This window comes from Edaphovirga cremea (genome assembly GCF_003332275.1).
Lineage (GTDB): Bacteria > Pseudomonadota > Gammaproteobacteria > Enterobacterales > Enterobacteriaceae > Edaphovirga > Edaphovirga cremea.
This window is the reverse complement of sequence record NZ_QOVA01000007.1, coordinates 212564-233462: the sequence shown is the minus strand read 5'-3', so window position 1 is coordinate 233462 and position 20899 is coordinate 212564. Positions and strand designations below refer to the sequence as shown.

Genomic DNA, 20899 nt, shown 5'->3' with positions numbered 1-20899 from the left:
GAGTACTACACGGTTGGGGAGGTGTTAGAGGTTACTGAAAGAATTTCGCTGGTTGCACTTTACGCCCCGAGAAAACATCCATTATCGAACGGAGTAACTTCAGTAAGAACCTGATTCTAAGCTCTATCTCAAATTTCAGGCAAGAAAAAACCCGGTAGTCTTGAACCTAACGAGGCGGGACTATCGGGCTCTCCAAAATGGGGACATCAAAGAAAAGCAGTGGCACTAGTTAAGACTGCTACCCAATGAAAAAGTTCTAGCCACATCTCAAAAAAGTAAACAAATAATTGATTTTTGTAAAATACAAATAAAAACAATTGGTTAGGTCATATTCCTGGCCAGATGATCACTATCAGGGTACCCGCCAGCGTCAGTAATACGTTAGCAATCGCATACGTACCGGCATAGCCCAACGCCGGAATGTTACTGCGTGAGGTATCGCTGATGATCTCCATCGCCGGAGCACAGGTTCTGGCTCCCATAATCGCGCCGAATAACAGAGCACGGTTCATACGCAGAACGTAGGCACCAAAGATGAAACAGATGATCACCGGTACCAAACTGACCAACAGGCCGGAAATCAGCATCTCTCCACCCACTTTCCCCAGTCCGTGAGTAATGCCACCGCCCGCGCTCAGGCCAACGCCCGCCATAAACACCATCAGGCCGAACTCTTTCACCATATTCAGCGCACCCTGCGGGATATAGCCGAAAGTAGGGTGGTTAGCCCGCATGAAGCCGAGCATGATCCCGGAGAACAGCAATCCAGCGGCATTACCGATACCAAAGGAGAAATTGCTGAACTGGAAAGTGATCATCCCAATCATCAAACCAATGATAAAGAAGGCGCAGAACGCCAGCAGATCGGTTACCTGACTATGAATCGAGATAAACCCAATCCGCTCCGCAACGCTCTTAACCCGTCGGGCGTCGCCGCTCACCTGCAAAACGTCGCCTTTATTCAGCACGATGTTGTCATCAATCGGCATTTCAATCTGGCTGCGGATCACCCGGTTAAGGAAGCAGCCATGATCGGTCAGTTTGATCTGGCTGAGGCGCTTGCCGACAGCATTGTTATTCTTGACCACAATCTCTTCGGTAACGATGCGCATATCGAGCAGATCGCGGTCAAACACTTCTTTACCGTTACGGAAGCTGGGGTCGAGGCGGGAATGGGCGTCGGGATAACCTACCAGCGCGATCTCATCGCCAACTTGCAGCACCGCGTCACCGTCCGGGTTAGCCAGAATGCCGTTGCGGCGGATGCGTTCTATATAACACCCGGTCTGGCGATAGATCCCCAATTCCCGCAGGTTCTTGCCATCGGCCCAGGCAACCAGTTCCTGACCTACCCGATAAGCACGGATCACTGGCAAGTAGACTTTACGGTGGCTCTCGGTATCCAGCCCACGTTCACGGGCAATCTGCTGCGCGCTGGTCGGCAGATCCTGATGCTGTAGTTTGGGTAGATAACGTGCGCCAAAAATCAGGCTGACCAGACCAATCAGGTACGTCAGCGCATAGCCGAGGCTGAGATTGTCCTGAGCCACGCTGAGACCCGGACTGCCGCCCATCGTATTGCGCAGGGTGTCTCCGGCACCGACCAAAACCGGCGTCGAGGTCATGGAACCGGCGAGCATACCTGCCGTCAGGCCGATATCCCACCCAAAGAATTTTCCGAGACCCAGCGCAAGAAGCATGGCGCTGCCGACCATAACGAGCGCCAATATCAGATAATTCTTGCCGTCGCGAAAAAAAATCGAGAAAAAATTAGGACCGGCTTCAACACCGACACAAAAAATAAACAGCATAAAGCCCAGATTTAGCGCTTCTGTGTTAATGGAAAAATGCTGCTGCCCAAGGAGCAATGAAACGACCAGTACCCCAATAGAATTACCGAGTTGCACGGAGCCCAGGCGTAATTTTCCGAGGCATAATCCTAAGGCGAGTACAACAAACAATAACAGGATGTAATTCCCGTTTAACAAATTGGCGACGTTTATATTCACGGAGGATAACTTATTGTTTACCAACAAAAACTTGAAGTAGATGACTATTAGATATACATTTAACAACACAAAATATTGAATGTCGTTTTATGCATTAATCTTAACGGCGGCATCAATAATAAAATTGTTGTGCGGCAGACATTCTAATCGTTTGAGCTGTAATCAGCCAGAAGAAAGCCTGCTTCAGCAACAACACAGCATGTTTTGTTTTTTGTACATCTATCACCACCAAACGGTAGTACCAGGGAAAATGTTTATCTCATTTGTGCATTACTCAATGCCTCGCACTTTTTTTGGCATCGTAAGGCTATGAGTGAAATATTTGGGCTATTTAGGAGGAGGATATATGTCAGTCAGCAGGTCATGGTGTTCGCCATTAATTTGTTGCGCCTTGTTTATTGTTGTTTATATATTGTTAAGGCTCATGTTTCCCATTGTAAATAATGAGCCGCACAGTACGGAATATGGGCTATTACTTTTTATTGTGCCTGGCATTATTACTTGCCACATCACTCAACGGGCCGATTTAGCCAACATTTCGTTGGGTGCCATGGCGGCAATTCCGTTATGTTTAGTCATCCGCTACCTGTTTTTCGTTCAGGAACGCTCGCCTTTACAAGAGCTAGCCTATAACGCCAGCGCTATTTTCTGGTGCTTATCAGGGGCCCTGATGTATTGGTTTGTCCGCAGCATGGTAATTTCTTCACGCAGGCAAAAATAAAAAAGCGCTCGTTGTGAGCGCTTTTTCTTTATGCTTGTCTTGGACGTTGCGGTATTGCCAACTGCAACGTCATTTGCCTGAATTATCTTATTGAAACAAAGCCAGATTTTCTTTTGCGTAGGCTTCGAAATCGGTGCAGCCACCAATGTGTTTCTCATCCAGGAAAATCTGTGGAACAGTTTCAACAGGCTTACCGACAGTTTTTTCCAGATCTGCCTTGGTGATCCCTTCGGCATGGATATCAACATAGCGGAAGTTGAAATCGTCACGTTCTTCGGTCAATTTTTCAGCCAACTCTTTTGCACGGACACAATAAGGACAGCCCGGACGCCCAAAAATTACTGCAAACATGGAGACTCCTTGTTAGATAGTACCTGTTGCCAGGATTTTAAAAGTAAACACAGCGACATTGCGCGGATAAACAGCGATATCCGGTACAGATTCTGGTTTTCGTTGGTATTACTATGCCCGTCACTGAACAGAAAAAAAAGCAGGAATTACCTGTTAGTCTGATATCCCCAGCCTATTTCACCGATCTGAAGCGCCGGGGAGCGCTGCCCGCAGCGAATCAAATCGGACTCAACTCCGGCAAGAAGTGCGGCGTAAAGCCGTTGAATCATAGAAAATTGCTAGGTATTTGTATCCCACTTCTCTAGAATTAATGATGATGATTGGCTAAGGGATAGCGAGTCCCCGTGATAAAACGCTGACGTTGCCGCTGAGATGACAGATGACACTGATTACCATGGATACCGGGGTGTAATGTGAAAATAGCCATTCTTTCTCGTGATGGATCCCTCTACTCATGCAAAAGACTGCGTGAAGCGGCAGAAAGCCGTGGTCACCAAATCGAAATTATCGATCCTCTTTCCTGCTATATGAATATCAATCCCGCTGAGCCTACCGTGCATTATGAGGGGCGAAAACTGGATAAATACCATGCGGTTATCCCACGCATCGGTTCTGCGATCACGTTTTATGGTACGGCGGTTTTGCGCCAGTTCGAGATGCTGGGCAGTTTCCCGCTCAATGAATCCGTCGCTATTACCCGCGCCCGCGACAAACTCCGCTCCCTGCAATTATTGGCGCGTGAAGGTATTGATTTGCCTATCACTGGTTTTGCCCACTCGCCAGATGACACGGCTGACCTTATTGCGCTGGTCGGTGGCGCGCCGCTGGTGGTGAAACTGGTTGAGGGAACCCAAGGCATCGGCGTGGTGTTGGCGGAAACCCGTCAGGCCGCCGAGAGTGTGATCGACGCTTTTCGTGGACTTAATGCGCATATTTTGGTGCAAGAATATATTCGCGAAGCGCAAGGTTGTGACATTCGCTGTCTGGTGATAGGGAAGCGCGTGGTCGCGGCAATTGAACGGCAGGCAAAAGCCGGGGAATTTCGTTCGAATCTGCATCGTGGTGGAACAGCGTGTAAAGTACAGATTACAGAGCAGGAGAGAAATATTGCTATTCAGGCCGTGACTACGTTAGGGCTGGATATTGCCGGGGTGGATATCCTGCGCGCCAACCGGGGTCCGCTGGTGATGGAAGTCAATGCTTCTCCAGGACTCGAAGGCGTGGAAACAACCACCGGGCTGGATATTGCGGGCATGATGATTGATTACATCGAACTGCGTGCAAAGTCGGGATACCGCCTGAAAACGGGAGGATAGGGCGTTAACCTAAATCATCCGACTGCCATTAACCAGAATATGGCAGTGTGGGAGATAATTCAGATTGGCATTTTCTTTTGAGCGTCAAAGCAACATCCCGAATCGACCCTTTTTTATCCATTCCCCTAAGCCTTTGTTTTATCAAAGGCTAAATTGCAACGAATAAAAAAGGGTTCACCGATAGAAAACAGCGGATTTTTGTTGGTAATCAGGAAGGTGCCATGTTTTTATTACGGTTTGCTGCCGTGCAGGCAGCTTAGAAAATATCCAGCGCAAACACCCGCGTATACACTTCGTGCGCTGCCGTGCAGGCAGCTTAGAAACCATTAACACCGAGGACGATCATTTTCATGAGGTGCACTGCCGCGCAGGCATTTAGGAAGCAAAGCACAAGACGATTTCATGGAAAATCAAGGTGAATCTGGTGCAACTGACTGCATTTTTTGCAGGAGTAATGTTGAAACATAAGGTAAAGTGTGGCGGCTAAAGATAAATACCATTTGATAAGGAGCTGTCTGTGTTAATCCGTAAACTCTGTTCTTCGTACCGTCTTATTGCCGCTCTGTGTGTTCTTTTTGTAGGACTTTCCTCCCAGCAAGCTCTGGCTCACGCTCACCTCAAACTTGAGAAACCGGCTGCCAATGCGGCGGTCAGTTCAGCACCTGAAGCGTTGACGCTGGGATTTTCAGAAGGAATCGAGCTTAATTTCAGCGGCGTAAATGTGACTGGCCCGAATAATTCGACGGTTAAAACAGGCGCTCTGGCGTTGGACAGCAACGACAATACCCAGGTGATTGTTCCGCTTGAACAGTCACTTACCGCTGGCGAATATCATGTCGACTGGCATGTCGTTTCCGTCGACGGTCATAAAACCAAAGGTAAATACAGCTTCACCGTGAAGTAACGATGAGCCTCGCAACGTGGTTTGTACTGTGCCGATTCGCGCACTTTATGGCCGTGATGCAGATTTTCGGCGTCGGGATATTTACTTCTCTTCTGGTGCCGCAATCATTTGCTGGTGAAATGCAAAACAGGCTGCGGCCAGTTCTGATTGGGTCTGCGTTGCTGTCGATGCTCACGGCTGTCGGTATGCTGGCGATTCAGGCAGGATTGATGGGCAACGGCTGGCCGGATGTGATCAGCTTGCGGATCTGGCAGGCGGTGCTCGGCACTACATTTGGCACGGTTTGGCGCTGGCATCTGTTGTTTGCCGTATTGACGTTATTCGCCGCCTTGTTTTGCCATGCTCGTTTAGGCCGTCATTTGACGCTGATTGCCGCAACATTATTGTTGGTGAGTCTGGCGCTCATCGGCCATGCCGCGATGCGCGAAGGCGGCTGGGGCGACGTGCAACGCATCAACCATGCTATTCATCTGCTGTCAGCGGCTTACTGGTTTGGCTGTCTTTTACCGCTGCTCGTTTGCCTGCCATACGCTCACCGCGAAAACCAACATCACGACGCAATCAGATCCCTGATCCGTTTTTCAACCGGCGGACACCTTGCCGTTGCGCTGGTTATTCTGACGGGCATTATTAACAGTGCATTAATTGTGCAGGGCTGGCCGTTCAATTTGTCGTCGATCTATCAACGGTTGTTATTGTTAAAAATCGCCCTGGTCATGGTGATGGTGGCGCTGGCGATCCTCAATCGCTATTGGGTTGTGCCTGCGTTGCGGCGTCCTAACAGTCGTTCCCCGCGTAATCTGGTTCTGATAACGTACAGTGAACTGGTGTTGTCTTTGGGGGTTTTACTACTGGTGAGTTGGTTTGCGACTCTCGAACCCATTCACGCCTGACGCCGCAGGAAGGCTTGCTCCGCTCACGCATATGCGGGAAAATCAACGGAATTTGTCATATTAAGGATATCCCATGAGGAAAATTATTCTCTCCTGTGCGCTGCTGGCGGTAACGGCGTCCTCTTTTGCCGCACCACTCGCTACCGTCAGCCGTCTTGGGTTTGGAAAAGCCTGGCCGTTCACGCGTGAAGAGATGATATTGCAGTGCCGCAGCAGTGAAAATGGCAACGCGTTATTTGCGATCAACAATGGGACATTGGCGCAATATCCGCTAAATGATATCGCCCTAGCCCAAGCCAAAGCGGGGCAGACTCAGGCGCAGCCGATTGAAAAAATACTGCTCGATGATCCGCTAAATCCAAGTCAGAAGATGAGTTTGGCACCGATCATCGAGCGCGCAGAAAAGTTGTGCAAGTAAGCGAGTGAGCCGCGAGCAGTTTGCGATTATTGCGTGTTAAAATTTGGTTTTGCGATTGTTATCACAAAAGCAAATTGATTTAGCATAGTTATTACAGCGCAAGGTTTTCATGAGTGGAAAATTTGAGCGGCTCTACTACTCTTTAAAGGGCAAGGCTTAACGGCCTGCAAAAATGCCAACTTTTAGCGCACGGCTCTATCCCAAGAGCCATTTCCCTAGACCGAATATAGGAATCGTATTCGGTCTTTTTTTATCTGTATGTTTTTGAACGGTTATTTTTACTATCTTTAAAATTTACAGAAATTTTTAGAAATTTTAACGAACTGAGATATTCGAACTAAATTTTCAGATGTTCTTTTCTTGGTCATAGTAAAAGTACTTTTTAAGTTGCTGCGCGGTAGTGCATTTCACCAAGTGCAGGGTTTCATCAGATTACGTTGAATGTACCGATAATGGCCGCTGGTGTGAGCCTCCGATTAGCTTAGATGAACTGACCGCAGGTACATCACAACTCGCCTATCTACGTAAGGCGCAACATTCTGGCCTGAAGCTTTATCCCGCATCCGAAACTGAGTCAGCAGGAGTTCAGCAAATTTGCGCTGGATTATCCGGTATTCGGCAAAGCCTTTCTGGAGTTGCGTTAGAATGCGTTAGGCGAACCAATGCGGCTGGAATGCATACCTACGAAATATACCCGGCGTGGCGGAGGGCGTTCACTGCTTTGTGCAAAACTGGAAGGAGGTGCACCGTTTTGAGCCAGGCAGTGTCTTTCATCTGATAGAATAGGATATTAATCAGGAGTTCTAGGGATTGCCGGAATACCATGGCGCACTTAACTCAGCCTTGCTGAATGAAGAGGTGACGCTGTTCTGTCGCAAGTATTATCAGAATGGTGCACACATCGATTATATCCTGTATATGACCGATGCGACGCAGAGCAGTACTGATATTGATCGCATGCTTGAGGTTATGCGTCATACTTACAATACCAAAGGACTGGGGAATTTCTGCAACTTGTTTATGCATGCCCCTAACGGTAAGCCTGATGGCACGAAGATCGTGCTGCTGGAAACGTGGCGACTAAAGATGATTTCTTTAATATCAATAAGGTGAGCGGGGATGACTTGGTAAGCGCGTATCGGATGCAACCGCAAATGATGGGCATTACTTCTGATAATGCGGGTGAGTTCGGGGATGTAGAGAAGGAGGTGCAGGTGTTTGTAAGGAATGAGCTGGCACCTCTGCAAGAGCGAATGAAAGAAAATAATGATTGGCTGATGGGTGAGATTGTAAAATTTAGAAATTATTCTCTTGATGTTTTTAAATATTATTAATGTGTTTTTTGTTAAGTATCTCTGGTTTTATGAGATGATTATTTATATCTATTAAACGGTTAAAAATGGCATATCCTTCTAAAGGGCCATGGTTGGCCCTTGCGTGTATTTATATTTTTTCGTATGTCAATACATCTCGCTTAATCTCTTTCCCATCAACGTATCCGACTATCTCTAATGTCGTGTATGTGTTAAATCCCCCCCATATTTTGGTTATTCCCCGTTCGAATAATAATTCATAGTCCAACGTTTTATCGGTTATATTTTTTATAAAATCGGTATCTTTTCTTCCTAGGAAATAAGGGTGGAGATCTCTGGTTTTACTTATTGTGATTAAGTTATCTTCTATCTCGAACTCATCATCAAAAGTTGATTGAGGAACATCATCCTCTATGTCATACTCAACGCCTCTCATTATTGTCATTAATGCATTCTTTTCTTTTGCAAAATCTAAAACTTCAGAAAGATAGACTCTTTCATCACCTATGTACCACACTTTTAAATCCTTAAATGGTATCAGGGGATGAATTTTTAAAAGAGATTCCATCGACTTATCTGGATATTTAGTCGTAAGTTCGTCTGCCCATGACTCCCAACTTTCAATCGGATAAGAAGGCTTTGCATCATTTCGATCTGCTTTTTCATTGTTTTGTAATGATATGCAAAGTCCATAAACTCCATTGATAGTACCAGCTTTTATACCTTTGTAAGTTACGATGCAATTTGGATCTCTATCACCATAGCTAGAAAGCGAACCTATGTTTAATCTTCCAACTATTTCCCCAGCAAGTTTTATTGGAATTAGCTCGTCTGAATAAAAAAATGTGTCTTTAAATCCTAATCTTTCCAGTAAATCAGTGCTGGATATATCCTTCCAACTGTTTTTTGTCACAGCAAGTGATTTTGTACCCCCGAATTCTAGTTCTATGTCCATTTCGCAGGAAGGGAATATATAGTTGAGAGAAAAGGCGAAATGACTGAATAGTTCTTTATCAGATAGGATTGTGTTATCTTTTATATTGAGTAGAGTGTTTAATATGGCGTTTGTTACCTTAAAATTTATTTTTGTTCCATGTCTCTTGAGTTGTTCTGCATCAGATGGAATTGATAAATAAGGGCGGCCAATTAAACCGTTTCTAAAAGATAATTTTGAATGAGTGTTAGTTTGTGTTTTGGTCGGTTTATACCGATTGGTAATAACTTCAACATTATTAGTTATCATGAAAATAGAGTAAAATCCAATGCCAAACTGTCCGATTGAGCTAAAGCCAGTCTGAGCAAGCTTGGGATATTCATATCTAATATCGTCAGTAGTCCATAGCGATCTGCCGAAATCTAGAAGGACTTCTGTTAAAACATATTTACTCATTCCTATGCCATTATCTATGATTGAAATCACCCAATTTTCTTCGTTTTCTTTTTTCAGTGAAACTTTTATAATTCCTTCATCTTTATTAAGATAACCAAGTTTTTGAGCTGCTTTGATAGCATCAAAACTATTCTGTATTATTTCTCGAAGTGAAACTATGTTATTTTCTCCATATAATGCTTTCCCTCCCAAGTTTTTTATGAGTTTTGGGAGGTTACCAACGTGTATTGAAATGTCATCTGGCAACCAATTCTTAACTTTTACAAATTTAGAAAACTCAAGTGGAGAATTCACTCCAAGAACTCCCGTTGCTTGTAGAGGCCTTAAGTCTGCTTCTTTTAAGTAATTATTAGCTAATGTTATCTCATTGTCGATCATTGTTGCGGTATTATAAGCTAACCACCATGCCTCTCTTTCATCTTCTCCGAAAGACGCGCCAGAAGTAATGCGTAGTTTATTGCTTTCATCTAAGGCTGGGCGGCCAAGTTTATTTTGAAAAGACCAATGGAAGTGGGAAATACCTGCTGGGTTTGTAGTTGCGAATAAAAATGACGGTGCTCTTCGGCTGTCAATATGTGCAGCGTCAGCCGTTCTTAAGATATAAGCTATTTTTAGAGGCTCTACAGTCCAGTTACTTTTCTTAAAAAAACCAGGCGAGTTAAGTTTGACACCATTGAATGTTTTATATACCTTTTCTGATGACCAGTGATGACTTTCAGATACTTCACCAATTACATCGCTATAGTATTCTCTAATCTCACTATCTTCAATTAGGAAAAATTGGGTCATACTACTTTTATTTCTCCATGAAGCGTTGGCTAATTTTTTTGCTTGGGCTGCATGATTTCCTCTAACAATATCAAAAAGAGCATTAGTATATTCTTGTGTACCTAAAACTGGTTCTTTATTGTTAAATTTCAATGCTATGAGATCTTTCCATTCATCAGTTTGCTTGAGACTCTCAAATCCTCCATCATAGGCCGCACTAACATGAGCCGCATCATGAAGTAAAAATGCACTACCTAATATAAAACCTTCGATAGGATTTAAATATTCGTGCTCGCCAATAATTTGATCTGCTATATCCCAGAGAGCATCTAAATGGGTGATGTCATGTACCGTGAGTCCAGGTAATTCTGCACCTATATTTTTAAGAAGGTAGTCTATATTTTCTCTAAACTTAGAGTAGACTATTTTTAATCTTGTTACATCATCATTTTCAACTCTAAAAGTTTTTTCCCAAAGAGTTGTTTCTTCAAATTGTAAAGCCATAAAAGCTCCGGTTAGCAGATTTAGAAGGTCTACTAATCAATGTAACGCCCTAACAATAAGCGCGCAATGCTTTCCCCGCCCCACCTGCCCGCTTTATAGTCGCTTTTAATTTAGTTGCATGCCTGACTCGAGACCGCGCCAACTCTGACCTTCAGTGAGGTAGGGGATCCATTTTGAATTATGCGATCCAATGCACAAAAATGCGTTTTGAAGATATCAAAAAGCCGCCTGATGAAAGGCGACTGGGTTATGCCCCATTGATGGCCGGTAAAACCAGACTGACTGATTATTCAGCCTGATAAAAAAATCGAGACTTGCACCGCTGATGTATCAATACATCGGGCGAGATCGCCAACCAGAGAGATAGGCAGTGTGAGTTCATACGGCTTGCATTGTACGACGAGCAATTAAAACATAACCCCCCCAACCCCAACCCCAACCCCAACCCCAACCCCAACCCCAACCCCAACCCCAACCCCAACCCCAACAAAACACCCACGATCTCTTTCAATCACCCCTTTGTTCTTCATCTGCAATTTACCTCTAAATAAAACAAACACTTACCACAGAGCCTAAAAAAGGGTCTGTTAGGAATTTTATCTCACCGCGTAAAAGCGGGAGCAAAATAGATAAATTTATTAGATATGATAAATCTTTGTGATCAATGAGTGATTTTAGACTGCGGTATTGGTTGATTTATCATTCGTCCAAGTAGCATGATGAAACTTAAGGAATTTCAACAAGGATCGTTGATGAAAGATCTCTCTCCCAGCGAATTAAAAACCATCCTGCACTCCAAACGCGCGAACCTCTATTATCTCCAGCACTGTCGAATTCTGGTTAATGGCGGTCGTGTGGAGTACGTCACCGATGAGGGTTCGCAATCGTTGTATTGGAACATCCCTATCGCCAACACCACCGCCGTGATGCTCGGAACCGGAACGTCGGTTACGCAGGCGGCAATGCGCGAAGTAGCAACTCTGGCAAAGTGGATGCAGCGATTCAAAATGCCAACCCGCAAACCGTCGACGTTGCGGCGCTGCCTTTTGATCAAGATACGTTGAGGGTGAGTTTTACTCTGCGCGTATTGGGTAATTTAATCACACCTTCGGCCTGTAACAATCCTGATTATCAGGCGGCTCTGACGGCAGTTATTCAAGGTTACATCGCTCGTGAAGGGTTTGGTGAACTGGCAACGCGTTATGCCACCAATATCGCCAGCGGTCGTTTTCTGTGGCGCAACCGGGTCGGCGCTGAACAGGTTGAAGTGCGGGTAAAGTGCGGCGATCAACGCTGGGTATTTGACGGCTATGCCCAGAGTCTGCATGAGTTTCAACCGGTGACGGGCGATCTGCTGGCACTGAGTAAAGCCATTGAGACGGGTTTGCACGGTGAGCGATATACCTTTATCGAGGTGCAGGCATTTGTCCGGTTGGGTCAGGGGCAAGCGGTCTATCCTTCGTAAGAACTGGTGATGGGCGGCGGCAAAGGGGACAAGAGTAAATTCCTGTTCCAGTTGAATCAGGTTGCGGCGATGCACTCACAAAAAATCGGTAATGCATTGCGCACCATCGACACCTGGCACCCAGAGTCTGCTGAAGTCGGCGCTATTGCCGTCGAACCCTATGGATCGGTGACCAATCGCGGCAAAGCGTACCGCCAACCCAAGGATAAAACGGATTTCTACAACCTGCTTGATGCGTGGGTGCTCAAAGGCAAAGAACCTGATTTGGCGCAGCAGCATTATGTAATTGCCATGCTGATTCGCGGCGGTGTTTTTGGTGATGCAAGCTAAACGAGGTGGCTATGGATCACTATCTGGATATCAAGGTGTTACCGGATCTGGAAAGTACAGCGCAAGAATTGCTCAATAAACTTTTCTCGAAGTTGCACCGGGCGTTGGGGCAGCATACGCAAGGGAAGGTGGGCGTGAGTTTTCCCCAGCAAGGAAAGTTGCTGGGCGAGATTCTGCGTTTGCACGGTACAAAAGAGGATCTGTCCCACCTGATGGATCAAAACTGGCTGCAAGGTTTACGCGATTATACGCGCTGTGGGGCATTGCAGCCGATTCCGCCACAGGTTAAGTACAGAACGGTAAAACGCGTTCAGGCAAAAAGCGCGCATAACAAAAGACGGCGTTCGATTCTCAAAGGATGGCTGACCGAGCAGCAGGCTCTGGAGCAGATACCTGATACCCAACAGAAATCGTTGGATATGCCATTTATTCAGATGGGCAGTCTGTCTAACGGCAATACGATGCGTATCTACATTCAGCACGGCGATATTCTGCCGCAACCGCAGGCGGGAATATTCTCCGCATACGGCCTAAGCAGCACCGCCACGATCCCGTGGTTCTGACCCTTTTTTCCGACCCTTCGCTAACTGATTGTTTTATAAGACCGCATTCAGTTAGCGATAAAAAAGGGTTTTTGGACGAAAAGACCGGTTTATCTTTGTTGGTTAAGGAGTTAATAGAGTTTCGGTACAGTTCGCTGCCGCGCAGGCAGCTTAGAAACAGCTCGCCGCTGAATTCTGGCAGCTTATTAAGTTCGCTGCCGCGCAGGCAGCTTAGAAACAGTCGGTGTGATTATCGGTGCTGCTTTCGGGGTTCGCTGCCGCGCAGGCAGCTTAGAAATTTACTGCGGACTTGCATCAACAGCCGATCGAGTTCGCTGCCGCGCAGGCAGCTTAGAAAGATAGGGTATTAAACTATTTAGGCGCAATGGGGTTCGCTGCCGCGCAGGCAGCTTAGAAAAATTTGTTGAGCGATAAAATGAACGGATTTGAGTTCGCTGCCGCGCAGGCAGCTTAGAAATCGGCTGGCCTCGATGGCCGTCAATGAAACCCGTTCGCTGCCGCGCAGGCAGCTTAGAAAAGGAGGAGCCAATACAAGCCAAAGCGATAAGCGTTCGCTGCCGCGCAGGCAGCTTAGAAAGGCGGGCACACCAAACGGCGTATTTCCGCCAAGTTCGCTGCCGCGCAGGCAGCTTAGAAAGCAAGGGTATGAGCTGCTCGCAACTTGTCCCAGTTCGCTGCCGCGCAGGCAGCTTAGAAAGATTGATGTTGGCACTTCAGTTGGGTTTTTTGGTTTGCTGCCGCGCAGGCAGCTTAGAAAAACAGCACTATCGACAATCAATCCGTCGTCATGTTCGCTGCCGTGCAGGCAACTTAGAAATCACCGTTTAAGGGGGAGCCGCTTTCCGCTTAGTTCGCTGCCGCGCAGGCAGCTTAGAAAAGCATGAAACCCTGCTGGGCATTACTGATTCAGTTCGCTGCCGCGCAGGCAGCTTAGAAAGGCTACGCCAGCCGACCAGCCGTCTGCCATTTGTTCGCTGCCGCGCAGGCAGCTTAGAAAAAGAAACGCCACCGACCACAACTAGCAAAACAGTTCGCTGCCGCGCAGGCAGCTTAGAAACTGAAATTATCGACTTTATTGTGCGCCAGCTTGTTCGCTGCCGCGCAGGCAGCTTAGAAATACGGTACGTTGGGAGCAGCGGGTGAGTTGCGGTTCGCTGCCGCGCAGGCAGTTTAGAAAGAACATAGTGAATGCCTCATGATCGAATACGTGTTCGCTGCCGCGCAGGCAGCTCACAAATAGCGCCCCGTCATAGGGCGTCGGGGATCAGGCAGCCCATAAAATTGTCGCATTAAGGGGGAAATGGAGGAAATAAAACTTGCACCTGTAGCGTTCGCAACGCGAACGCATTTCTGGCGTAATGAAAGGCATTCAACAATTATTAGGCGAGACTTTCCAGGAGATCTTTTTTACTGGAAAAAAGACGTGGCATCTCTTTTTTTGCGTAGACCCTGTCGACCAGCCCGCTATCATTAATGTCTACCTGAAACTCAATCTCATGGATTTTATCCAGAAATAAGATCGAATTATTGAAACCGTAGTCGTTGAAAATAAGCGTTTTGAATTTTTTCAGGAAAGTTGTCAGATCGGTGGAAATTGATGCACATTCTCCCCTCGGTGGAATTGACTTATTAAGAATTTTCGCTGTATGCCCTTGTTTGTAATCGCTAATAACCAAATCAAGCGTTACTCTGCCACTATATATTTCATAACCCAAACCTTTAACCAGATATGTTCCTTGCGGGGCGCGGAATCCTAAGCCGTATGTGAGCATAAATCCTCCAGTTTAATATAGGCACAAAACATACCACAGGCATTACACAATCAACGATGCAAGAGAGCGTAGAGTTATAGCGCGGTCACACTACGGCGAAAATGGTATTATTTTCCCAGGGTTTTATCTTAAATAATATTTTTCCGCTAGCGGGCGGAATTTCCTTTTGACCCGTCTCTCGAAAAGACCTTTGTTTAATCGCTATTTATTGCCAGATGCTTATACTGGCTAGGAGATACTCAAAAGGAGACGGTTATGTTAGATAATTATTTAGCACCTGATGCATCGATTGAACAAAAACAACGGATTCTTGCAGTGCAGGCCGCGCTTGAACTGATCAAAGCCACGTTATCCGATGTCAACGATGGTACCGGGGTTGCTTATCAGTTCGAATCGGCTGAAAAGCACATTGCATTGATGGCCGACGCCATCCAGAGTGCCATCAAAGTAAAATAACATAACCGCCTGCGGGCGGTTTTTCCGCATCCTGACGCCAATATCCCGCTTAAGAATGTTCTGCTGCCACGTCGATCTGCACGGCAACATCAATACCTGACATCCTCTCGAATTACTTCCTGACAGTGAAAACGGCTAACTTAAAAAACATGTTCTATCATTAATATAAGCACCTTACCCGTCATTATAAGAATAAAAGGATACTTAATGATGAACGAAAATGTGTTTAGACAAGCTCCCCTGTGTCTCCTCCACAGTTTCAAAGTGGGGGAGAATGTCATGCTTACTACTTTTCAGGTTGGCAATCCGGCTATCTGCTACCGGCTGGCGGTTAGAATTGTTTCCAAAGATCAGAACGAACTGGAAGGGATAATCATTAAAGTCGGCACGCTTGGCGATGCGTTGCCCGCGCATCCGTTTTACAAAATGGGTGATCACGTCACGTTCAATACCGCCAATGTGTTGGGAAGTGCAGCCGAGTTCAACGCGAAAGAATAATGCATGCGGTACAGCCATCTTGCGAATAGAGGCCGGGAATAATCCGGCCTTTTAACGTTCATAAACCCGTTTTATGCGCGGTGAGAATCAGCCTCAACCCCAGTGCGGCAATCGCCGTGGATGCCAGACGATCGACCCATTTTTTACTGCGCAGGTAGATTTCCCGCGGGCGGCGACTCGAAAAACAGATTGCCACCAGCGTGTACCATCCGGCTTCAATGGCAAACATCAGCGGGGGTAACGCGATATAACACCAGAGCGGAGGATGTTGCGGAAGCAGCGACGCAAAAATACTGCCGTACACGATCGCTGTCTTTGGGTTACTCAGTTGCGTGGTCAGCCCCAGCCAGAACGAACGCTGCACCCCTTTGCGGTGCAAAATCGCGCCATCGTCAACGACCAACGGCGAGTTGGCACCGCGCCAAATCTTATAGGCGAGGTAAAGCAAATATACGCCGCCCGCTATTTTCAACGTGATATAGAGCCATTCCACCGACGTGAGCAACGTATAAAGTCCGGCGAGTGCGATACCGCCAAAAATTACACCGCCAACGCCCATCCCGACGGCTGTTGCCAACCCATCAGCGCGCGACAATCCCACCGAATTACGTGCGACCAGGACAAAACTGGGGCCGGGACTCATTGCACCCAACATCAGCGCCACCAGAATGGCAATAACAGCAGTCGACGTGGCCATAGGGACTCTCTTTCGCTCAAGGCGTAAAAGAATAAAATAGCATGCAGCAAATATTCATTTATATAGCGTTAGGATTTTCAGTATTAATTATCGGCTTTGCGGCGTTAACCGCAGTTTAAAACTCTCCATCAGCGAAAGAGAGGTCGCCGGAGCGTAGCTTATATCGCTACTGACGCAGCGACATGCGGCGCTCATGCTCGATCAGCCAGCGCTTTCGCCACAGCCCGCCGCCGTAACCGGTCAACGAACCGTCAGCACCAATCACCCGGTGACAGGGGATGATTATGGAAATCTGGTTGGCACCGTTGGCGCGCGCAACCGCTCTGGCGGCAGAGGATTGACCCATCATCGACGCTATCGCGGAATAACTTTGTACGTCGCCAATCGGAATTGAGCGCAGCACATCCCAGACTTTTTGGGTAAACAGCGAGCCGTGTTGCGCCAGAGGTGTGGTGAATTCAAAAAGTTGCCCCGAGAAATAACCGTTCATCTCCTGTTCCACACGGTCAATCAGGGGCGTGCGGCCCATAATGATGTCCGAACCCGTCACATTCTTCAGCCGGGTGAGCTCCGTGGGCAGTGCTTTACGATCGCAGAACTCGAGCAGGTGCAGCGCGTAATTGTCCGCCACCGCCAGCATCGAGCCGATCGGTGTATCCAGCCAATCAGCCTTCAGGAATTGATGGGTTCTTGCCTGACTCGGATTGACGCCGATGTGCCGGGCAATGGCCGCGCGGAATCCGCTGCCGGATTCGTAACTGGCTTCGATTTGCGCATCAATAATCTTGACGCCGGATGCCAGGACATCCATGCCTTTGCCGAGCCTGCGCAGTCTGGCCATTTCAAGAAAGGTGATACCAAATTGACGCTTGAACGCGCGGCGGACGGTCGAGGGATCGTAGTCCAGCCGCAGCAGATCGTCTTCCGACCAACGTTTCTCGGGTTCACGATCCAGCGCATCGATCAGTTGGGTGACCGTCGGGTCTTTCTCGCCTGAAAGCGCCAGCGGCGTACAGCGCTTGCACGGTCTGAAACCGGCTTCCAGACAGGCGGCAATGGACGAAAAGAACCGGCTGTTTTCACGTTTGGGTTTACGCGCGGCGCACGTCAGTCGGCAAAACACCCCGGTACTTTTCACCCCGACAAAGGCAAATCCATCGTAGGCCGGATCGCGGGCAATGAGGGCAGTGTAAAGGGTGTCATCGTCAGGAAGATCAAAAAGCATAGGGTTGCTCACTCTTCATTCACTCATTGGTAATCAGAGTAGAATAATTCTGTTTATCGGAGCGACAAAATTCGGGCGTTGATTTTTATTTTGCGAAAGAAAGCGTAAAGCGTTTGAAAAATAATGAAAAATATCCCCGCGCTACCAAGCGGTAGGCGGAGAGGGGGTTAGGCTGTGACCTGTTCGCGAGTCAACGCCGACAGGGCTTTTTTCAACTGCGGCTGATTAAACCATTCACAGTACAGGGGCGACCCGCGCTGAAAACGCCAGCGCTTCCGTCAGTGCCAGCATGGTCAGGGACTGGCCGTAAGCGCGCTGTTTAATGGCAATGTTGTGATAGTGGGTGAGATCTGCGCCAATGGGTGTTCCGGCAGACACATCAGCGACTTCACCCTGTTCATTGATACGGCTTAATAATGCTTTGACACCTTTCCACGCGGTGTCTTGATAAGAGTCATCCAGCAGACCCAATCGCATCCCTTTTAGCAACGCATAAGTGAATCCGGCGGTGCCCGAGGTTTCCAGATAACTGTCCGGTTTATTGACCAGCGTATGCCACATGCCGCTTGGGTGCTGATACTTCATGGCAGCCGCCGCTTGACGCTGGAATGTCTGTTCGATCATCTGATAACCGGCATTTTTCTCACTGAGCATTTCCAGGAAATCGACGGTGCTGATGGCTGCCCAGCCGTTTCCGCGTCCCCAGAGCGCCTCGCCGTAATTGCTGGCTTCATTGAAATTCCAGCCGTGCATCCAAAGACCGGTTTTGCGGTCGATGAGATACTTGATATGCAGCAGGAATTGGTAGGTGACTTCTTCACTGTAGGCCGGTCGCGCCAGATAAGATCCGGCACGGGCGTAAAACAGGCTGCTCATGAACAGGGTATCGACCCATAACTGTTCTTCATTGAGATGATCGCTGGTGCTGTGGGTGAAGCCATTCTCCTGCGTGCGGACCAGCTCTTTCTCGATCCAGTGGGCAAATTCATGAATTAAATCATCATGGCTGCGGTCATTCAGTTCGAGGCTCATCGTGGTCAGCGTCAGCATGGGCGCGACGCGGTTGATGTCCTTTTCGGGCAGGCCCTCCGCGAGACGGCGTTGATACCAACTGCGTACATAGCCGAGATAGCGCGACTGTCCGGTCACTTTGTAGAGCCGCCAGATGCCGTAAATACCTACACCTTGCGGCCAGTCCCAGTTCTCAATCGACAGTTCGGCGGCGCTCACTTTCAGCGCTTTCAGTTGCCGATCGTCGGTACGCACGGTGATGATTTCATTAAAAAGCCGGTCGAGTTTTTCAGTGATTTCTTGTTCAATATTTGTAGACATAGCGATTTGTCAGTCCTTACCTATATGCTTGAGTCGAAAAACAAAAACACCGGGGATTATCTGTCGATTACGCCTGAATTCACCTATAACACCTCGCTGAGCTGGCAAACGACGGATGATCGTCGGGGGAGATCAGCGGCCTTCGTTTTCCAGCAAGAACCGACTGAGTTGTTTGTGCAACTGCCGGTTCTCTTCTTTCAGGTGTTCGATATTATCCAGCAGCGTGATAGCCAGCGCGATGCCTGACCAGTCCAATTCCAATTCCTGGTGCAACCGTTGCGCCCGCTGGAAAATCACCAGGGCATGTCCGTCAAAGAGCCAACTTTCAGATTCGATTTCTTTCGGCTCAATAAGACCCAACCCGACCACTTCACTCAGTTCGTCTGGGGAAAGATCGGTATATTGACAGAATTCAGTGATCGTAAAAGTAACGTCTATTTCGGTCATGATGTTTTACTCCCATTCGCTACGGGGATTAAACGTGGTGTGCGCTGCCAACTGCTTCCAAAGTTCAGCGGTCTTGTTGTCGGGTTTGGGTGGCATAGTGACTTTGAGAATAGCGAACAGATCGCCGGACTCTTTCTTGCCGACCAGCCCTTTGCCCTTGATGCGCAGGCGCTGACCGGTCTGGCTGCCAGCGGGAATGGTTACGGTGATTTTTCCGGCCAGCGTGGGGACATCGATTTTGGCACCCAAGGCGGCTTCCCATGGCGCCAGCGGCACCACGATATTCAGATTGTGACCATCGATATCAAACAGTGGGTGCGGGGCGATGCGCACCACCAGATACAGATCGCCGTTTGGCCCGCCGTTGAAGCCCGCGCCGCCCTGGCCCTTCAGGCGAATCCGCTCACCTTCACCCACACCGGCAGGGATTTTGACGTTCAGCGTCTTAGTGCGGTTTTGTACTGGCCGACCAAAAGGATCGTCAGCAGGAAGTTGGAAGGAGATAGTGCGGGTTTGCACCGTGAGCGTTTCCTCCAGCAGCACCGCAATCTCCATTTCAACATCCTGACCGCGAATAGCCTGGGATTGTTGCCGTGTCGAACGGGCCCTGCCGCCAAATACCGACTCGAAAAAGTCTGAATAGTCTTGCGAGTGGCCACTGCCATTCCCACCGCTATGCGCACTGCTGCGCTGCTGTTGCCACGGTTGTTGTCGGCCAAAGTTCGGATCATTGCGATGCAGACGCAATTGATCGTATTCCTCACGGCGCTCGGTGTCTTTCAGTACCTCATAGGCTTCGGCAACTTCTTTGAATTTGCTTTCAGCGTTCGGCTCCTTGCTGACATCAGGATGGTATTTGCGTGCCAGACGTCGATAAGCCGTTTTGATGGTTCTGAGATCGTCGCTAGGGTTGACCCCTAAAATGACGTAATAGTCCTTGAATTCCATGTACACACTCTCATTTTCAACGAGTTATTGCGGGCGTCACGCATGCCCTGCCAGATACAATGAAACTGTTTCAATCTTAGCACCTTAAGGCGCAGGGGTTAACTCTGTGAATTGACCGTTCGCCGCCTGAATGGCTGTGGCGGGTACGTGGAAGGAAAGGTTTTTTGCCGACGCGGAAGATTGATGTAGACTATCTATTCGTTATTATTGAATAGATATGCGAGGGTGGAATGATTTGTCGTACCTGGCACGGTTGTGTGCCTGTGATTCATGCTGAGGGATTTGCCAAGCATCTGCAACTCACTGGTATCCAGCATTCGAAAAGTATTGCCGGTAATCTCGGTGCGTTTGTACGCCGTGAAACTCAGGCGGGGTATGAGCACTTTTTCCTGGCGACCTATTGGGAAAATCTGGCCGCAGTAAAAGCCTTCGCGGGTGAGGATTACTCCATTGCGGTGACCTATTCTGAAGATGAAAAATTTGCGTTGATCTCTGATCCCTATGTGTTTCACCATCAGGTGGAAAGTATTGTCGGTCTGTAGGCCAACTCTTGGCGGATAGATGCACGACAGAGAGAAA

At 47.9% G+C, this 20899-nt stretch carries 18 protein-coding genes, 3 pseudogenes and 1 CRISPR repeat array; of the genes and pseudogenes, 12 read left to right on the top strand and 9 right to left on the bottom strand.

Features of this window, described 5'->3' with window-relative positions; translation table 11 throughout:
* Window positions 1–326: 326 nt before the first annotated feature.
* Complete coding sequence (locus DRI82_RS12555; RefSeq protein ID WP_114194115.1) at window positions 327–2009, bottom strand: aspartate:alanine antiporter; 1683 nt, start codon at window positions 2007–2009, stop codon at window positions 327–329.
* 346 nt (window positions 2010–2355) lie between these two features.
* On the opposite strand from DRI82_RS12555, the gene ybjM reads away from it, so the two are divergent.
* A complete protein-coding gene (gene ybjM / locus DRI82_RS12550) occupies window positions 2356–2730 on the top strand; it encodes an inner membrane protein YbjM (protein WP_114194113.1) in 375 nt (124 codons plus the stop codon).
* A gap of 87 nt (window positions 2731–2817) precedes the next feature.
* On the opposite strand, the gene DRI82_RS12545 is transcribed toward ybjM, so the two are convergent.
* Window positions 2818–3081 (bottom strand): GrxA family glutaredoxin, encoded by a 264-nt coding sequence (locus tag DRI82_RS12545; RefSeq protein ID WP_114194111.1) that lies wholly within the window; start codon window positions 3079–3081, stop codon window positions 2818–2820.
* Window positions 3082–3494: 413 nt separating this feature from the next.
* Here DRI82_RS12545 and rimK point away from each other — a divergent pair, with 413 nt between their 5' ends.
* From rimK to DRI82_RS12520, 5 genes and pseudogenes are all read left to right on the top strand, one after another.
* Entirely contained in the window at window positions 3495–4397 is a 903-nt protein-coding gene (rimK, locus tag DRI82_RS12540) for a 30S ribosomal protein S6--L-glutamate ligase (RefSeq protein ID WP_114194109.1), read from the top strand.
* Window positions 4398–4914: 517 nt separating this feature from the next.
* Window positions 4915–5301 (top strand): CopC domain-containing protein YobA, encoded by a 387-nt coding sequence (gene yobA / locus DRI82_RS12535; RefSeq protein ID WP_114194107.1) that lies wholly within the window; start codon window positions 4915–4917, stop codon window positions 5299–5301.
* A 2-nt stretch (window positions 5302–5303) separates the two neighbouring features.
* Complete coding sequence (copD, locus tag DRI82_RS12530; RefSeq protein ID WP_114194105.1) at window positions 5304–6194, top strand: copper homeostasis membrane protein CopD; 891 nt, start codon at window positions 5304–5306, stop codon at window positions 6192–6194.
* Between the two features lie 73 nt (window positions 6195–6267).
* A complete protein-coding gene (locus DRI82_RS12525; RefSeq protein WP_114194103.1) occupies window positions 6268–6612 on the top strand; it encodes a YebY family protein in 345 nt (114 codons plus the stop codon).
* A 400-nt stretch (window positions 6613–7012) separates the two neighbouring features.
* Window positions 7013–7946 (top strand): annotated as a pseudogene (locus tag DRI82_RS12520) (phage portal protein).
* A gap of 109 nt (window positions 7947–8055) precedes the next feature.
* Here DRI82_RS12520 and DRI82_RS12515 read toward each other — a convergent pair.
* Window positions 8056–10587, bottom strand: a complete 2532-nt coding sequence (locus DRI82_RS12515; protein WP_114194101.1) for an HD domain-containing protein — start codon at window positions 10585–10587, stop codon at window positions 8056–8058.
* A gap of 752 nt (window positions 10588–11339) precedes the next feature.
* On the opposite strand from DRI82_RS12515, the pseudogene DRI82_RS12510 reads away from it, so the two are divergent.
* The 3 genes and pseudogenes from DRI82_RS12510 to cas6f all read left to right on the top strand — a co-directional run.
* Window positions 11340–11564 (top strand): annotated as a pseudogene (locus tag DRI82_RS12510) (type I-F CRISPR-associated endonuclease Cas1f); the annotation flags it as partial.
* Window positions 11549–12382, top strand: a pseudogene (gene csy3, locus DRI82_RS12505) (type I-F CRISPR-associated protein Csy3); the annotation flags it as partial. The pseudogenes DRI82_RS12510 and csy3, both read left to right, overlap by 16 nt.
* Before the next feature lie 11 nt (window positions 12383–12393).
* Entirely contained in the window at window positions 12394–12945 is a 552-nt protein-coding gene (gene cas6f / locus DRI82_RS12500) for a type I-F CRISPR-associated endoribonuclease Cas6/Csy4 (protein ID WP_114194099.1), read from the top strand.
* A gap of 129 nt (window positions 12946–13074) precedes the next feature.
* Window positions 13075–14182: direct repeats of the CRISPR family, unit length 28 nt; unit sequence GTTCGCTGCCGCGCAGGCAGCTTAGAAA.
* 142 nt (window positions 14183–14324) lie between these two features.
* Here cas6f and DRI82_RS12495 read toward each other — a convergent pair.
* Window positions 14325–14717 (bottom strand): hypothetical protein, encoded by a 393-nt coding sequence (locus DRI82_RS12495; protein WP_114194097.1) that lies wholly within the window; start codon window positions 14715–14717, stop codon window positions 14325–14327.
* Window positions 14718–14972: 255 nt separating this feature from the next.
* Here DRI82_RS12495 and DRI82_RS12490 point away from each other — a divergent pair, with 255 nt between their 5' ends.
* Both DRI82_RS12490 and DRI82_RS12485 read left to right on the top strand, forming a co-directional pair.
* Entirely contained in the window at window positions 14973–15173 is a 201-nt protein-coding gene (locus DRI82_RS12490) for a hypothetical protein (protein WP_114194095.1), read from the top strand.
* Window positions 15174–15452: 279 nt separating this feature from the next.
* The gene (locus DRI82_RS12485; RefSeq protein WP_157968057.1) at window positions 15453–15671 is read left to right on the top strand and encodes a hypothetical protein; all 219 of its coding nucleotides are present in this window, start codon (window positions 15453–15455) and stop codon (window positions 15669–15671) included.
* A 58-nt stretch (window positions 15672–15729) separates the two neighbouring features.
* Here DRI82_RS12485 and DRI82_RS12480 read toward each other — a convergent pair whose 3' ends face one another.
* The 5 genes from DRI82_RS12480 to cbpA all read right to left on the bottom strand — a co-directional run bounded on the left by DRI82_RS12480 (window position 15730) and on the right by cbpA (window position 20320).
* Window positions 15730–16368 carry a LysE family translocator gene (locus tag DRI82_RS12480; protein ID WP_114194091.1) on the bottom strand — a complete coding sequence of 213 codons (639 nt, stop codon included), beginning with the start codon at window positions 16366–16368 and terminating at the stop codon, window positions 15730–15732.
* 166 nt (window positions 16369–16534) lie between these two features.
* A complete protein-coding gene (locus tag DRI82_RS12475; RefSeq protein ID WP_114194089.1) occupies window positions 16535–17593 on the bottom strand; it encodes a bifunctional transcriptional activator/DNA repair enzyme AdaA in 1059 nt (352 codons plus the stop codon).
* 234 nt (window positions 17594–17827) lie between these two features.
* Window positions 17828–18925, bottom strand: a complete 1098-nt coding sequence (locus DRI82_RS12470; RefSeq protein WP_114194087.1) for a glycoside hydrolase family 88/105 protein — start codon at window positions 18923–18925, stop codon at window positions 17828–17830.
* Window positions 18926–19057: 132 nt separating this feature from the next.
* Window positions 19058–19372: a chaperone modulator CbpM gene (cbpM, locus tag DRI82_RS12465; protein WP_114194085.1), complete on the bottom strand. Its 315-nt coding sequence runs from the start codon at window positions 19370–19372 to the stop codon at window positions 19058–19060.
* A 6-nt stretch (window positions 19373–19378) separates the two neighbouring features.
* A complete protein-coding gene (gene cbpA, locus DRI82_RS12460) occupies window positions 19379–20320 on the bottom strand; it encodes a curved DNA-binding protein (protein WP_114194083.1) in 942 nt (313 codons plus the stop codon).
* Window positions 20321–20550: 230 nt separating this feature from the next.
* Between cbpA and DRI82_RS12455 the strand changes: the two genes are divergently transcribed.
* Complete coding sequence (locus DRI82_RS12455; protein WP_114194081.1) at window positions 20551–20862, top strand: hypothetical protein; 312 nt, start codon at window positions 20551–20553, stop codon at window positions 20860–20862.
* Window positions 20863–20899: the final 37 nt, after the last annotated feature.